The following is a 15,587-nucleotide window of genomic DNA, read 5'->3' on the forward strand; positions in this document are numbered from 1 at the left end:
CCATATTATTGAATCCGAGCCGGCCGGCTTCGTTGGCCGGCGTCGGCGAAGCGCGCCCGGCTCGGGTTCTGGCCAGGCCGACGCTTCGTGGGCGCCATTGCACACAGTTACAGATCGCGGGTCAATCGGGATTCCCCCTGGCCGGCATGGGGGTATTTGCGCGCGGCAAGAAGGCGCCCGGATCGCCGACGTTGTTGCAAAAAAACGCATGCTGACAATAACTTGAATCGATGTCCGGGCATCTCGCCTGCGTAACGATTGCGCATCGAACATGCCGTCATCGCCTCGGTACATGCATAAATTTCTGCATAACTTACAAGAATCTGATATTTTTCGGATGAGATTCCTGGCCGGTCCTGCAAGAAAGTTATTGCGCTTGTTTCTGTCTGCGCCGTTCAATGGGGCGTTGGTCGATGTCCCCGCGGGGCAACGTGTAGTGCTGCGACGCACCGGGCCAGGGTTCCGTCCGTTTTTCAATCCCCGGTCCGTTTCGTCTCTCGCTGCCGCGCTGGCGGGAGGGGCCCGGACACTCTCGGAACGCCATGTCGCTGATACTGATCCTCGCTCTGCCGTTTGCCGGCAGCCTGTGCGCCGCGCTGTTGCCGTCCAACGCCCGCAATGCCGAGGCCTGGTTGGCGGGCATCATCGCGCTGGTCTGCGTGGTGCTGGTGGCGAGCCTCTACCCCGAGGTCGCAAACGGCGGGGTGATCCGCGTGGACATGCCCTGGGCGCCGGCGCTCGGACTGCAATTCACGTTGCGTATGGACGGGTATGCCTGGCTGTTCGCCCTGATCGTCTCGGGCATGGGCGGGCTGGTGGTCCTGTACGCCCGCTACTACATGTCGCCGGAAGATCCGGTGCCGCGGTTTTTCTCGTTCTTCCAGGCCTTCATGGCCGCCATGCTCGGCGTGGTGCTGTCGGGCAACCTGATCCAGCTGGTGATGTTCTGGGAAATGACCAGCTTGGCCTCGTTCATGCTGATCGCCTACTGGCATCACCGCCTGGATGCCCGCCGCGGCGCGCGCATGGCACTGACCGTGACCGGCGCCGGCGGCCTGTGCCTGCTGGCCGGGGTGCTGATCCTGGGCCACATCGTCGGCAGCTACGACATGGACCGGGTGCTGGCCGCTGGCGACCTGGTGCGCGCCGATCCCTGGTATCCCGCGGTGCTGCTGCTGGTGGCGCTGGGCGCGCTGACCAAAAGCGCGCAATTCCCGTTTCATTTCTGGCTGCCCAACGCCATGGCCGCGCCCACGCCGGTGTCGGCCTATCTGCACTCGGCCACCATGGTCAAGGCCGGGGTGTTCCTGCTGGCGCGCTTCTGGCCGGTGCTGGCCGGCACTGATGAGTGGTTCTGGGTCATCGGCGGCGCGGGGCTGATCACGCTGGTGCTGGGCGGCTATGCCGCCATCTTCCAGCAGGACATGAAAGGGGTGCTGGCGTATTCGACCATCAGCCACCTGGGCCTGATCACATTGCTGCTGGGACTGAACAGCTCGCTGGCGCTGGTGGCGGCGGTGTTCCACATGGTCAACCACGCTACCTTCAAGGCCTCGCTGTTCATGGCGGCCGGCATCGTCGACCACGAAACCGGCACGCGCGACCTGGGCCGCCTGTCGGGCCTGTACAAGGCCATGCCGATCACCGCCACGCTGGCCATGGTGGCGGCGGCCTCGATGGCCGGGGTGCCACTGCTCAACGGCTTCATTTCCAAGGAAATGTTCTTCGCCGAAACCACCTTCGTCAGTGGCGATGTGGTGACGAAGGTGGGGCTGCCGCTGGCGGCCACGGTGGCGGGCGCCTTCAGTGTGGCCTATTCGTTGCGCTTCATCCTGCAGGTGTTCTTCGGCCCGCCGGCCACCGACCTGCCGCGCGCGCCGCATGAACCGCCCGGATGGATGCTGGTTCCCAGCGGTTTGCTGGTGCTGATGTGCCTGGTGGTGGGTATTTTGCCGGGCGTGACCCTGGGGCCATTCCTGGCCACGGCGGCGCAGAGCATCCTGGGCGCCGACATGCCCCAATACAGCCTGTCGGTGTGGCATGGCGTCAATCTGCCGCTGGTGATGAGCTTCGTGGCCATGGCCTCGGGCGTGATCCTGTACCTGGCGCTGCGCGCGCACCAGCGCGCCAACCCGGGCCGGGTGCCGTTCATCTACCGCCTGGACGGCCGCCGTTCGTTCGAGGCGTTGCTGGATGGCTCCAGCGTCGCCGCCGCCTGGCTGTTGCGCTGGCTGGCCTCGTCGCGCCTGCAGGTGCAGATGGGGCTGATCGTGCTGGGCACGCTGTTCGTGGCCTGGCTGCCGCTGCGCGGCGGCGGCTGGCTGGACGGGACCGGGCGCGCCAGCGCGGTCGATCCGGCGTTCGCGCTGCTGTGGCTGGTGGGCGGCGTCTGCGCCGTGGCCGCCGCCTACCAGGCGAAATACCACCGCCTGGCATCGCTGGCGCTGGCCGGCGGCGCGGGGCTGGTGACCTGTCTGACGTTCGTCTGGTTCTCCGCGCCCGACCTGGCCCTGACGCAGCTGTCGGTGGAAGTGGTGACGGTGGTGCTGCTGCTGCTGGGCCTGCGCTGGTTGCCGCGCCGTATCGCGCTGGACGAGGACGAAGGCCTGGGGGCGACGCTGCGGGCCCGCGGCCGCCGGCTGCGTGACCTGCTGCTGGCGACCGCCGCCGGCACCGGCATGGCAGCGCTGGCCTACGCGGTGCTGGTGAGGCCGCAGACCGACACCATTTCTTCGTATTTCGTCGATCGGGCGCTGCCCGACGGCGGCGGCACCAATGTGGTCAACGTGATTCTGGTGGACTTCCGCGGATTCGATACGTTTGGCGAGATCACGGTGCTGGGCGTCGTGGCGCTGACGGTCTATGCGCTGCTGCGCCGCTTCCGGCCGGCGCCCGAGAGCGCCGACCTGCCGCGCCAGCAGATCGACCAGGACGGCCCGGTGCCGGCCGCCCCCGACATCAAGTCGGCGGTGCCCAGCGGTTCGATGATGGTGCCCACGGTGCTGGTGCGCCTGCTGTTGCCGACGGCGGCCCTGATCTCGGTGTATTTCCTGCTACGTGGCCACAACCAGCCCGGCGGCGGCTTCGTCGGCGGTCTGGTCTTTGCCACCGCGGTGATCCTGCAATACATGGTGGGCGGGGTCTACTGGGTCGAATCGCGCAGCCGTCTGAACCCGCAGAACTGGATCGGCATCGGCCTGCTGTTCGCGGGCTCGGCGGCCCTGGCCGCCTGGCTGGCCTACAAGCCGTTCCTGGCGGCGCTGGCCTGGGATATCTCCTTGCCACTGGTGGGCCACGTGCATTTGTCCAGTGTGCTGCTGTTCGACCTGGGGGTCTACATGCTGGTGGTCGGGTCCACCGTGCTGGTGCTGGTGGCGCTGGCTCACCAATCGCTACGCGCGCAACGCAAGGCAGCCGCCGACAGCCAGGCGGCCGCCGCACAACCAGGGGAAGCCTGATGGAATTGATTTACGCCGTCGCGATCGGCGTCCTGGCGGGCTCGGGGGTCTGGCTGCTGCTGCGGCCGCGCACCTTCCAGTTCATCATGGGCCTGTCGCTGGTCTCCTACGCGGTCAACCTGTTCATCTTCGGCATGGGCCGGCTGAACTCGGGCCGCCCGCCGGTGATCGATCCGGCCACGGCCCATGATCCTTCCTGGTATGCCGATCCGCTGCCCCAGGCCCTGGTGCTGACGGCCATCGTGATCGGCTTCGCCACCACCGCGCTGTTCCTGGTGGTGCTGCTGGCTTCGCGCGGTTTGACGGGCACCGACCACGTCGATGGACGGGAGTCCCAATCTTGAGTTTCTGGCTGCAACATCTTCCCATCCTGCCCATCATCACGCCGCTGCTGGCCGGCGCCGCGATGCTGCTGCTGGGCGACACCCGGCGCTACACGCGCGGCGCCATCGCCATGGTGTCCACGCTGGCCCAATTGGCCGCCGCCATTGCGCTGCTGGCGGTCGCCGGAGGCGTGGTGCCAGGCGTCTGGCCGGAGGGCGTCGGCGTCTATCTCGTGGGCGACTGGCCCGCGCCGTTCGGCATCGTGCTGGTGGTGGACCGCCTGGCCGCGGTCATGCTGACCCTGACTGCGGTGCTGGGCCTGGCCACGCTGACCTATGCGCTGGCGCGCTGGGACCGGGCCGGGGTGCATTTCCATTCGCTGTTCCAGTTCCTGCTGATGGGCCTGAACGGCGCCTTCCTGACCGGCGACCTGTTCAATCTGTTCGTGTTCTTCGAGGTGCTGCTGGCGGCGTCCTATGGCCTGCTGCTGCATGGCTCGGGCGTGGCGCGCGTCAGCGCGGGCCTGCAGTACATCGCCGTCAACCTGGTGGCCTCGTTCCTGCTGCTGATCAGCATCGCGCTGATCTATGGCGTGAGCGGCACGCTCAACATGGCCGACCTGGCCTTGCGCGCCGGCAACCTGACCGGGTCGGACCGCATGCTGTTCGAGGCTGGCGCCGCCATCCTCGGCGTGGCCTTTCTGGTGAAGGCGGGCGCCTGGCCGCTGAATTTCTGGCTGGTCAAGGGCTATGGGTCGGCCGGCGCGCCGGTGGCGGCCATGTTTTCGATCATGACCAAGGTCGGCATCTACGCCTTGCTGCGCATCGGCTCGCTGCTGCTGCCGAGCGGCGCGCCCGCCGCTTTCAGCCTGGACTGGATGTTCGCGGTCGGCCTGGCCACGCTGCTGTTCGGCGCGCTCGGGCTGCTGGCCACGCAGCAGCTGGAGAAGATGGTGGGCTATTGCGTCATCGTCTCGGCCGGCACCTTACTGACGGCGCTCGGCATGCCCGGGGTGACGCTGACCGGCCCGGCGCTGTTCTACCTGATCAGCTCGGTGCTGACCACGGGCGCCTTCTTCCTGCTGGCCGAACTGATCGAGCGCACGCGCAGCTTCGGCGCCAATGTGCTGGCGGTCACGCTGGATGCGTTCGACCTGGACGACCCGGCCTCGGTCAATCGCTCGGATGACGTGGTCGGGGTGGCGATTCCGGCGGCGATGGCATTCCTTGGGCTGGCATTCATCAGTTGCGCCCTGTTGGTGACCGGATTGCCGCCCTTGTCCGGCTTTGTCGCCAAGCTGTCGCTGTTGTCGGCGGCGGTTTCGGCGGCCACCGAGTCGGCGCCGCCGATGGACGCCTGGGTGCTGGTGGCGGCGGTGCTGGTGTCGGGCCTGGCCGGGCTGATCGGCCTGGGCCGCACCGGCATCCGCGTGTTCTGGGCCAGCGACGAGCGCAGCACGCCGCGCCTGCGGGTGATCGAGGCCGGACCGGTCGCGGTGCTGGTGCTGCTGTGCGTCGGCCTGGCCGCCGGGGCCGGGCCGGTGTCGGCCTATCTGGACGACGCCGCCCGCTCGCTCGACCAGCCCAGGAGTTATATCGACGCCGTCATGTCGGCGCAGACGGCGCGCGCCGCGCAAGGGGGACATTGATGCGCCGCCTGTATCTGCTCTTCCTGCCGGTATTCCTGTTCCTGCTGTGGTTGGTGCTGAACCAGAGCCTGTCGGCCGGCCAGATCGCGCTGGGCGCGGCGCTGGCGCTGTGGTTCACCTGGGCCGCTTCGCGCCTGCGTCCGCTGCGGGCGCGGCCGCATCGCCTGTGGAAGGCGATTCCGCTGTTCCTGCATGTCACGCTGGATATCATCAAGTCCAATATCGCGGTCGCCAAGCTGATCCTGAACCCGCGGCGCAATGATTTTTCGCCCGGTTTCATCCGCATCCCGCTCACCATGCGAGATCCGCACGGACTGGCCCTGCTGGCTTGCATCGTGACCTACACGCCCGGCACGGTCTGGGTCGAACTGACCGATGACCACCGCCTCAAGCTGCATGTGCTCGACCTGCAGAACGAGGACTACTGGGTGCGCCTGGTGCAAGACCGCTACGAGCGTCCCCTGATGGAGATATTCGAATGAACGCCATACTGTATTGGTCGGCTTCCTTTGCCCTGGTGTGTTTCGCGCTGGGCATGGTGTTCGCCACCGTCCGCCTGTTGCGCGGCCCCACCGCGCAGGACCGCGTGCTGGCGCTGGACACGATCTATATCAACGGCATGCTGATGATGCTGGTATTTGGCATCCGCTCGGGCACGCCGGTGTATTTCGACATCGCGCTGCTGATCGCGCTGTTCGGTTTCGTCGGGTCCACCGCGATGGCCCGCTTCCTGTTGCGCGGCGAGGTGATCGAGCCATGATCGATACCGCCATTCCGCTGTGGGCCGGAATTCCCGCCAGCATCCTGCTGGTACTGGGCGGCCTGCTGACGCTGACCGGGTCGGCCGGGCTGCTGCGCTTTCGCAGCTTCTATGCCCGCATCCACGCGCCGACGCTGGGCAACACGCTGGGCTGCGGCTGCGTGCTGGCCGCCTCGATGCTGGTGTTCTCGGCGTTGTCGGCGCGTCCGGTGTTTCACGAAGTGATCATTACGCTGCTGTTGATCGTGTCGTCGCCGGTGACGGCGATGCTGCTGATGCGCGCGGCAGTGTACCGTAACCGTTTGACCAAGGCCGATGCCGATCTGGATGCGCGCTGACGGGGACGGAGCAGCGCAAATCCGGGGACGAGTTGCGCTGGCGCAATGAATATTGCGCCGCGGCATCGGAAACTTCGGCTTACGATTGCACGTTGCTGGACATGTCCCCGAAGCCTCATCGTGGGATAGTGGTATCAAGCAGATGGCCGCGGCCTCCAGGCCGCGCCGTCCGGGTTCAATCCTCTTTCTCCAAGGAGCTGGCCATGAATGTACGTCCCATGCACCCCAAACGCCTTGCCGCATCCCTTTGCGCGGCGGGCCTGCTGCTGGCCGCGGGAGCGGCCCAGGCGGCCGACCCGATCGGCCGCGCCGGCATCCAGGCGCAATACGAACAGGATGTGGCGGCTTGCAAGAGCGGCAGCACCGGGCAGGAGCGCACCGCTTGCATGCGCGAGGCGGGCGCCGCTCGCCAGGAAGCCAACCGTCAGCACCTGAGCGATGGCACCGCCGAACAGCACCGCCAGAACATGCTCAACCGCTGCAACCGCCTGCCGGCCGCTTCGCGCCAGGATTGCATTACGCAGATGACTTCGCCGACGCAGGTGCGCGGCAGCGTCCAGGGCGGCGGCGTGCTGCGTGAAACCGTGATTCAGGTGCCGGCCGCCGGTATGCCGCCGCCCCCGCCTGCGCCCGGCATGGCGCCGGCTCCTGGTACGGCGCCCGCCCCGGGCATGGCACCCGCTCCCGGCATGGCGCCACCGCCGCCCGCGCCGATGCGTCAGTAAAGGCGAGCCGCGGGCCAGGAGAGGGCGGCCGCGTCCTTTCCCCGCGCCCCGGGGCGCGGCCGCCGCCACAATCAGGCAAAATGGCGGCTGTTCCCTTCAGGCTGCCGCCTTCACTCACGCATCACGCATAGCCATGTCCGATGTCATCGCCCTGATTTTCGACTTCGACGACACGCTGGCCTCGGACAGCACGTCCGGTTTCCTGGACAGCATCGGGGTGGACACGGCGTCGTTCTGGAAAGACCAGGTCGACCCGCTGCTGTCCAACCAGGACTGGGACCCGGTTCCCGCCTATCTCTACCAGATGATCCAGCTCTCGCGCGAGGGCAGGCACGGCCTGATCACGCAGCAACGGCTGCGCGACTGGGGCGCGCGGCTCGAACTGCATGACGGCGTGACGACGCTGTTCCAGCGGCTGCGCGCGGCGGTACGGGCCGCGCAGCCGCAGGTACAGCTGGAGTTCTACCTGATCTCCAGCGGCATCGGCGACGTGGTCCGGTCCACGCCTATCGCCCACGAATTCACCGAGATCTGGGCATCCGAATTTACCTATGGCGCCGACGGCGGCATCGAGTTTCCGCGCCGCATCGTCAGCTTCACCGACAAGACGCGCTACCTGTTCCACATCCAGAAGGGCATCATCGGCCGCGATTTCCGCAACAAGCCGTTCGAGGTCAACCGCAAGGTGCCCGAGGACCGGCTGCGGGTGCCGTTCGACCAGATGGTGTTCGTCGGCGACGGCTACACCGACATCCCGTGCTTCTCGCTGATCCGGCGCGCCGGCGGTTACGCCTTCGGCGTCTGGGACCCCAAGCACCGCGACAAGCGCAGCCGCGCCTGGGGCTTCATCGAGGAGGGCCGGGTGTCGAACCTGAACCAGGCCCGCTACGACGAGAACGCCGAGCTCTACCAATGGCTCGAAGAGGCCGTGACCAGCCTGGCCGGCCGCATCGCGCTCAAGTCGCGGGTGTACCGTGGTTGAGCCGCTCGCCATGGCGGCGGTGCCGCCCTGGACCGCGCAGGATGCCGATTTCATGACCCAGGCGCTGGCGCAGGCGCAGGCGGCCTATGACCTCGGCGAGGTGCCCGTGGGCGCGCTGGTGGTCTCGGCCCAGGGCGACATCCTGGGGCGCGGCTACAACCGCACCATCATCGACCACGACCCCACCGCGCACGCCGAGATCGTGGCCTTGCGCGGCGCCGCCCGCGCGCTGGAAAACTACCGGTTACCGGGCATCACCGTGTACGTCACGCTGGAGCCCTGCGTCATGTGCATCGGCGCCATGCTGCACGCGCGGCTGGCGCGGGTGGTGTTCGGCGCCTACGACCCCAAGACCGGGGCTTGCGGCAGCGTGCTGGACGTCGGCTCGGTGCCCAAGCTCAATCATCACACTTCAGTCACCGGCGGCGTGCTGGCGGAACCCTGCGGCGAGCTGCTGCGCCGGTTCTTCCGCGAACGCCGCGCCAAGGAATCCATCGCATGAGCAATACCCGAGGCGCCAAGGCGCGCGGCGCCAAAGCGGCCGCCGCCCCGGCCCAACCGCACGCCAGCGGCGCGCACGACCCCGATCACGAATGCGGCGAGGCCTGCGGTCATGATCACGGCCACGAGCCGGGCCATGTCCACGGCCTGCCGGACGCGCGCGGCATCTACCTGATCTCGCCGTCGTCGGCGGTGCGTGATCCGCGGACCGTCGAATTGGCGCGCGAGCGCCTGGCCGCGCAGGGCTTCAAGACCGCGCTGGACCGCAGCGCGCTGGCCCAGCACCAGCGCTTTGCCGGCACCGATGCGCAGCGCCTGGCCAGCCTGACGCGCGCCACCAAGCAGAAGCTGCCGATCGTCATGGTCACGCGCGGCGGCTACGGCATGGGCCGGCTGCTGCACATGGTTGACTGGAAGGCCATGGCCGACAGCGGCAAGCGCTTCGTCGGCATGAGCGATTTCACCGCCTTCAACCTGGCGCTGCTGGCGCAGACTGGCGCGGTCAGCTACACCGGCGCCACTGCCATCTACGACTTCGGCGGCAAGAAGGTCGACGACCTGACCGAAGCGCTGTTCGGCGAAGTGATGCGCGGCGAGCTGGAGATCCTCAGCTTCGAGACCCAGGACGCCGACCCGGTCGATTGCCGCGGCATCCTGTGGGGCGGCAACCTGGCCATGCTGACCTCGCTGGTGGGCACGCCTTACCTGCCCAAGGTGCGCGGCGGGATCCTGTTCCTGGAAGACGTGGCCGAGCATCCCTACCGCATCGAACGCATGCTGATCCAGCTGTGGCAGGCGGGCATCCTGGCCAAGCAGAAGGCCATTGTGCTGGGCCGCTTCTCCGACTACAAGCTGGCGCCGCACGACCAGGGTTACGACCTGCACGAGGTGGTGGCGTGGCTGCGCAAGACGGTCAAGGTGCCGGTGGTGACCGGCCTGCCGTACGGCCACGTGGCCACCAAGGCAACACTGCCGATCGGCCAGAAGGTCGGCATCGCCACCGAGAAGGGCCTGGCCCACCTGGTGCTGGACGAGCACCACCATTGAGGGCTCCGCCCGCCTGGTTTTTCCAGCCGCCCGGCCCGTGCCGGGCGGCATGCCATCCGGGCTTGGTACACTATCAGGTTTCGCCGCATGCCGGCGTTGTCGCGCCATCCTGGCGCCACATCCATTCTCCCGCTGCTAAAACACTGTGATATCCACCGCCAATCTCACCATCCAGTTCGGTCCCAAGCCCCTTTTCGAGAACGTCAGCGTCAAGTTCGGGGAAGGCAACCGCTACGGGCTGATCGGGGCCAACGGGTCCGGCAAGTCGACGTTCATGAAGATCATCGGCGGCGACCTGGAGTCGTCGGCCGGCAACGTTTCGCTGGAGCCGGGCGTGCGCCTGGGCAAGCTGCGCCAGGACCAGTTCGCCTTCGAGGACCTGCGCGTGCTGGACGTGGTGATGATGGGCCACACCGAGATGTGGGCCGCGATGTCCGAGCGCGACGCCATCTACGCCAACCCGGAAGCGACCGAAGACGACTACATGCGCGCGGCCGACCTGGAGGCCAAGTTCGCCGAATATGACGGCTACACCGCCGAAGCCCGCGCCGGCGAGCTGCTGCTGGGCCTGGAGTTGGGCGTCGACCAGCACAACCTGCCGATGCGCGAAGTGGCCCCGGGCTGGAAGCTGCGCGTGCTGCTGGCGCAGGCGCTGTTCTCGAACCCGGACGTGCTGCTGCTGGACGAACCGACCAACAACCTGGACATCAACACCATCCGCTGGCTGGAAAACGTGCTCAACAGCTACCAGAGCACGATGATCATCATCAGCCACGACCGCCACTTCCTGAACCAGGTCTGCACCCACATGGCCGACCTGGACTATGGCGAGATCCGCATCTATCCGGGCAACTACGACGACTACATGCTGGCCTCGACCCAGGCGCGCGAGCGCCTGGTGGCCAACAACGCCAAGGCCAAGGAGCGCGTGGCCGAACTGCAGGACTTCGTGCGCCGCTTCGCCGCCAACAAGTCCAAGTCGCGCCAGGCCACCTCGCGCCTGAAGCAGATCGACCGCATCAAGGCCGAGCAGGTGGTGGTCAAGCCGTCCTCGCGCCAGAACCCCTACATCCGCTTCGAGCAGAACAAGGTCATGCACCGCCTGGCGGTGACCATCGAGAACCTGTCCAAGGCCTACGACGCGCCCGTGATCCGTAATTTCTCGGCCATGATCGACGCCGGCGAGAAGATCGCCATCATCGGCGCCAACGGCGTCGGCAAGACCACCTTGCTGCGCCTGCTGGCCACCGACCTGGCGCCGGATGCGGGCTCGGTCAAGTGGTCGGACAATGCCGATCTGGGCTACATGGCGCAGGACGTCTCGGATCAGTTCCTGCAGACCGACATCAACCTGCTCGACTGGATGGGCGAGCACCGCCAGCCGGGCGACGACGACCAGTCGATCCGTTCGGTGCTGGGCCGCCTGCTGTTTTCGGCCGATGACCTGCCCAAGGCGCCCAAGGTGCTGTCCGGCGGCGAAAAGAACCGCATGACCTTCGGCCGCCTGATGCTGGGCCGCCACAACGTCATGCTGCTCGACGAGCCGACCAACCACCTGGACATGGAATCGATCGAATCGCTGCAGTTCGCGCTGGAAAAATACGAAGGCACGCTGTTCTTCGTCTCGCACGACCGCGAATTCGTCTCCGGCCTGGCCACCCGCGTGATCGAAATCCTGCCCTCGGGCGAGATCGTCGACTACCGCGGCGGCTACGAAGACTACCTGTCCTCGCGCGGCATCGAGGCCTGATACCCGCCTCGGGGCGGCTGGCTGGCTCCCTTTCAGCCAGCCGCAATCCTGCTGGGCTATCATCCGGGTAAACCCTGGCCTGTCGCGCCAGGTTCCACCCTGTCAGCCATGCCTCCCACACCGCATACCACGCCCGACGGCCAGCCCATCGGGACGTTCGCATTGACCGCGCGCATTGTCGCGATCGCCTTCTTCACCTTCATCTGCTATCTGGCCATCGGCCTGCCGCTGGCCGTGTTGCCGGGCTATGTGCATGGCCAGCTCGGCTACGGCTCCGTACTGGCGGGGCTGGCCATCAGCGTGCAGTACGTGGCGACGCTGCTGAGCCGCTCGCACGCCGGCCGCATGGCCGATACCGTAGGACCGAAGCAGACCGTGGTGATCGGCATGGCGGCCTGCGCCGCCAGCGGCGTGTTCCTGCTGCTGGCCTATGCCTTCGAGCGCAGCGCCTGGCTCAGCCTGGGCGCCATCATCGTCAGCCGGCTGGCGCTGGGCTTTGGCGAAAGCTGGGTTGGCACCGGTTCGGCCACCTGGGCAATTGCCCGGGTCGGCCCGTTGCACACGGCGCGGGTGATCTCCTGGAACGGCATCTGCACCTATGGCGGGCTGGCGCTGGGGGCGCCGCTCGGCGTCTACCTGGAAACCGAATGGAGCCTGGGCGCGCTGGGCGGCGCGGTGCTGCTGTTGGGGCTGGCCGGGCTGGGGCTGGCGCTGGCGCGCACGGCGGTGGCCATCGTCGGCGGCCATCGCATGGCGTTCAAGAGCGTGGTGCTGCGGGTGTTTCCGCATGGCATGGCGTTGGGGCTGGGCTCGGTCGGCTTTGGCTCGCTGGCGGCTTTCGTGGCGTTGTACTACGCCAGTTTCTCGTGGGACGGGGCGGCGCGCGCGCTCAGCGCCTTTGGTTGCGCCTTCATTGGCGTGCGCCTGCTGTTCGCGGGCACCATCACGCGCTATGGCGGCTTCAAGGTGGCGCAAGTGTCGTTCCTGGTGGAAGCGGCCGGCCTGGCGCTGTTGTGGCTGGCGCCCAATCCCACCGCCGCGCTGTTGGGCGCGGCCCTGACCGGCTGCGGCTTCGCGCTGGTGTTCCCGGCCATCGGGGTCGAGGCGGTGGCGCGCGTGCCGGCCGGCAGCCGCGGCGCGGCGTTGGGGGCTTATTCGGCGTTCCTGGACCTGGCGCTGGGCGCCACCGGGCCGGTGGCGGGCTACATCTCGGGCGGCTTCGGCTATCCGGCGATCTTCCTGTCGGCGGCGGTGGCGGTGCTGTTCGGCTTCCTGATCGCGCTGGGCCTGCAGCGCCATGCCGGCCGCCAGGCGGTCGTAACCTGAAGACGTTTCATATAACCAAGAGACGTAAGAACATTCGATATTTATCGTTGGGGTTCATATAGCGAATTGTTAGATTAGGCCCGTTTCCCACGCGCGCCCACGATTCCTTCCATGAACCTGACCTTTGACCACGTCCACAAGCAATTCGGCGACCTGCCGGTCGTCGACGGCTTCCGCGGTGAATTCAAGACAGGCGAACTGGTCGCGCTGGTGGGGCCGTCGGGTTGCGGCAAGTCGACCCTGCTGCACCTGGCCGCCGGCCTGGAAAAGCCCACGCAAGGGCAGGTGCTGGCCGACGGCAAGGCCGTGACCGGCCCGCACCCCAGCCGCACGCTGGTGTTCCAGGAGCACGCGTTGTATCCGTGGCTGACGTTGGAAGACAACGTGGCGCTGGCGCTGGAGTTCCAGAAAACCCCGAAGAAGCGCGCGCGGGACGCGGCGCGCGAGTGGCTGGCGCGCGTCAGCCTGGCGGGTTTCGAGCACTATTACCCGCACCAGGTCTCCGGCGGCATGCGCCAGCGGGCGGCGCTGGCCCGCGCCTTCATCGCGCAGCCGCAGACCATGCTGATGGACGAACCCTTCGGCGCGCTCGACGCGCTGACGCGCCTGGCGCTGCAGGATGTGCTGCGCCAGCTGATCGCGCAGGAAAAGCCCACCGTGCTGCTGGTGACCCACGACGTCGACGAGGCGCTGTTCCTGGCCGACCGCATCGTGGTGTTCAGCCCGCGCCCGGCGCGGGTGCTGCGCGAATTCAACCTGGCGCACCGCGCCAAGAGCCACGACCTGTCCGACCTGGCCGCTGAAAAGCGCGAGATCCTGCGCCTGCTGGGCATCGCCGTGGATGGTTCGTCCGCGCACGCCGACCTGGCGCTGGCCGCCTGATTTCCCCGATTCCGCGCTTTCCGGACGGCGCCGCCGGCGCCCCCCATCCCCGATTCCCTGGAGCTTTTCCCATGAAATTCAAGCAATGGCTGTCCCTGCCGCTGGCCGCGGCGCTCCTGGCCGCGGCGCCCGCCATGGCCGCCGAGAAATTCCGCGTCGGCTACCTGCGCGTGATGGACGACGCGCAGGCCATCGTGGCGCAGGAAGGCGGCTACTACCAGAAAGCCGGGCTCGATTCCGAATTGATCGAGTTCAAGTCGGGCACCGACTTGATCAAGGCCATCGTCGGCGGCCAACTGGACATCGGCGTGCTGGGCTTCACCAATGCCGTGGCCTGGGCTTCCAAGGGCGCAGACCTGAAGGTGGTGGGCGGCGCGCAGCAGGGCTACCACTCGCTGGTGGTGCGCGATGATTCCGGCATCAAGGACATCGCCGGCCTGAAGGGCAAGACGCTGGCCTCGCAGGCCGAAGGCAGCACGGCGGATGTGGTGCTCAAGGGCGTAGTGCTCAAAGAGGGCAAGCTGACGGCCGATGATGTCAACGTGATGGGCGTGAGCCCCGCCGTGGCGGTGCAGTCGCTGGTGGGCAAGCGCGTCGACGCGGCTTTCCTGTTCGAGCCGTACGACCGTATCGCGCAGTTGGTGGCGCCGGTCAAGCAGATCTACGAAGTGGGACAGGCCTGGCCGTTTCCGTGCATGGTGGTGATCACCTCGGGCGAAACGCTGGCCAAGCGCAAGGACGACGTCTGGAAGGCGCTGGACGCGCAGAACCAGGCCATCGCGCTGCTGCAGCAAGAACCGGCCCAGGCTTCCAAGCTGATCGCCTCGTACTTCATCGCCGAACCCACCCTCAAGACCCTGAGCCGCGGCGAGCTGCCGCGCGAAACGGTGATCGCCGAAGCCATCCGCACCCAGGTCTTCACGCCCAAGCTGACCACGAAAGACACGGCGCGCATGCAGGAAATCGCCGATATCCTGCAGGCCCAGGGTTCGCTCAAAACGCGCGACGGCAAGCCGTATGACGTGTCCAGCATCATCGACCTGTCCTGGCAGGAGGCTCGCAAGCTTTGAGCGCGTCGACCACCCGTGTGACCGGCGCCCGCAAGCATCTGGCGGGTGTGCTGGGCGTCCTGTTCATCCTGGCGCTGTGGCAGGCGGCGGCGTTCTCGCTGCCGGACTTCCTGATGCCCGGCGTGCCCGCGGTGCTTGAGCGCCTGTTCGAGGACCTGGGTAAACAGTCGTTCCATCAGAGCCTGCTGGGCACGCTGGGCCGGCTGGGCGCGGGCTACGGCCTGGCGCTGGCGGCGGGCATCGGCTTCGGGCTGGTGGCGGCGGTGCTGTTTTTCTTCCGTGAAGTGCTGCGCAGCGCCATCGTCATCCTGCAATCGATTCCATCCATCGCCTGGGTGCCGCTGTTCCTGATCGTGATGGGGTTCGGCAGCACGCCGATCATTGTCGTGGTGGCGTTGGCGGCCTTCTTCCCGGCGGCCCTGAGCGTGATGAACGCGACCGAGTCGGTGCAACGCGTGCATGTGTCGGCCGCCCGTGTGATGGGCGCCACGCCGTGGGGTCTGGTCAAGCGGGTGTACCTGCCGGCCGTCATGCCCGAGCTGATCACCGGCGCCCAGCTGGCGTTCGGCAACGCCTGGCGCGCGCTGATCTCGGCTGAGATGCTGATCGGCTTCGGCAAGGGGCTGGGCCGCTCGCTGGCCTATTCGGGCGAGATCGCCGACATGACTGGCGTGATGACCAATATCCTGGTCATCGCGGTGCTGGCGGCGCTGATCGACCAGTTCGTGCTCGAGAACCTCAAGCACCGGCTGCTGCGTTACCAGTACGTGTGAGGC

Annotated in this window: 15 protein-coding genes; all 15 read left to right on the plus strand. The window is 67.3% G+C overall.

Annotated features, from left to right (window positions below; all coding sequences use genetic code 11):
• The first annotated feature begins 542 nt into the window (after window positions 1-542).
• The 15 genes from K2W61_RS21750 (at window position 543) to K2W61_RS21820 (ending at window position 15,584) form a co-directional block, all read left to right on the plus strand.
• Window positions 543-3,458, plus strand: coding sequence for a monovalent cation/H+ antiporter subunit A (locus tag K2W61_RS21750; protein WP_175134625.1), 2,916 nt, complete (start codon window positions 543-545; stop codon window positions 3,456-3,458).
• Window positions 3,458-3,802 (plus strand): Na+/H+ antiporter subunit C, encoded by a 345-nt coding sequence (locus tag K2W61_RS21755; RefSeq protein WP_175134626.1) that lies wholly within the window; start codon window positions 3,458-3,460, stop codon window positions 3,800-3,802. Before K2W61_RS21750 ends, K2W61_RS21755 begins: the two co-directional genes overlap by 1 nt.
• Window positions 3,799-5,430 (plus strand): monovalent cation/H+ antiporter subunit D, encoded by a 1,632-nt coding sequence (locus K2W61_RS21760; protein WP_175134627.1) that lies wholly within the window; start codon window positions 3,799-3,801, stop codon window positions 5,428-5,430. Before K2W61_RS21755 ends, K2W61_RS21760 begins: the two co-directional genes overlap by 4 nt.
• Window positions 5,430-5,912: a Na+/H+ antiporter subunit E gene (locus tag K2W61_RS21765; RefSeq protein WP_175134628.1), complete on the plus strand. Its 483-nt coding sequence runs from the start codon at window positions 5,430-5,432 to the stop codon at window positions 5,910-5,912. Before K2W61_RS21760 ends, K2W61_RS21765 begins: the two co-directional genes overlap by 1 nt.
• A complete protein-coding gene (locus K2W61_RS21770) occupies window positions 5,909-6,190 on the plus strand; it encodes a K+/H+ antiporter subunit F (RefSeq protein WP_175134629.1) in 282 nt (93 codons plus the stop codon). Before K2W61_RS21765 ends, K2W61_RS21770 begins: the two co-directional genes overlap by 4 nt.
• Complete coding sequence (gene mnhG / locus K2W61_RS21775; protein ID WP_236756534.1) at window positions 6,187-6,528, plus strand: monovalent cation/H(+) antiporter subunit G; 342 nt, start codon at window positions 6,187-6,189, stop codon at window positions 6,526-6,528. Before K2W61_RS21770 ends, mnhG begins: the two co-directional genes overlap by 4 nt.
• 203 nt (window positions 6,529-6,731) lie before the next feature.
• Window positions 6,732-7,253: a hypothetical protein gene (locus K2W61_RS21780; RefSeq protein WP_236756535.1), complete on the plus strand. Its 522-nt coding sequence runs from the start codon at window positions 6,732-6,734 to the stop codon at window positions 7,251-7,253.
• A 133-nt stretch (window positions 7,254-7,386) separates the two neighbouring features.
• Window positions 7,387-8,235 carry an HAD family hydrolase gene (locus tag K2W61_RS21785; RefSeq protein WP_175139828.1) on the plus strand — a complete coding sequence of 283 codons (849 nt, stop codon included), beginning with the start codon at window positions 7,387-7,389 and terminating at the stop codon, window positions 8,233-8,235.
• Between the two features lie 10 nt (window positions 8,236-8,245).
• Entirely contained in the window at window positions 8,246-8,737 is a 492-nt protein-coding gene (gene tadA / locus K2W61_RS21790; RefSeq protein ID WP_175134690.1) for a tRNA adenosine(34) deaminase TadA, read from the plus strand.
• On the plus strand, window positions 8,734-9,783 hold the full coding sequence (locus K2W61_RS21795; protein ID WP_236756536.1) for an LD-carboxypeptidase: 1,050 nt from the start codon (window positions 8,734-8,736) through the stop codon (window positions 9,781-9,783). Before tadA ends, K2W61_RS21795 begins: the two co-directional genes overlap by 4 nt.
• 145 nt (window positions 9,784-9,928) lie before the next feature.
• Window positions 9,929-11,533: an ABC-F family ATPase gene (locus tag K2W61_RS21800; protein ID WP_175134633.1), complete on the plus strand. Its 1,605-nt coding sequence runs from the start codon at window positions 9,929-9,931 to the stop codon at window positions 11,531-11,533.
• A gap of 108 nt (window positions 11,534-11,641) precedes the next feature.
• Window positions 11,642-12,859 (plus strand): MFS transporter, encoded by a 1,218-nt coding sequence (locus K2W61_RS21805; RefSeq protein ID WP_236756537.1) that lies wholly within the window; start codon window positions 11,642-11,644, stop codon window positions 12,857-12,859.
• A 111-nt stretch (window positions 12,860-12,970) separates the two neighbouring features.
• Entirely contained in the window at window positions 12,971-13,741 is a 771-nt protein-coding gene (locus K2W61_RS21810) for an ABC transporter ATP-binding protein (RefSeq protein WP_175139832.1), read from the plus strand.
• Window positions 13,742-13,812: 71 nt separating this feature from the next.
• On the plus strand, window positions 13,813-14,811 hold the full coding sequence (locus tag K2W61_RS21815; RefSeq protein WP_175134636.1) for an ABC transporter substrate-binding protein: 999 nt from the start codon (window positions 13,813-13,815) through the stop codon (window positions 14,809-14,811).
• 17 nt (window positions 14,812-14,828) lie between these two features.
• Entirely contained in the window at window positions 14,829-15,584 is a 756-nt protein-coding gene (locus K2W61_RS21820) for an ABC transporter permease (RefSeq protein ID WP_419761653.1), read from the plus strand.
• The last annotated feature ends 3 nt before the right edge of the window (window positions 15,585-15,587 follow it).

This window comes from Achromobacter pulmonis (assembly GCF_021733725.1).
Taxonomy (GTDB): Bacteria; Pseudomonadota; Gammaproteobacteria; order Burkholderiales; family Burkholderiaceae_B; genus Achromobacter; species Achromobacter pulmonis.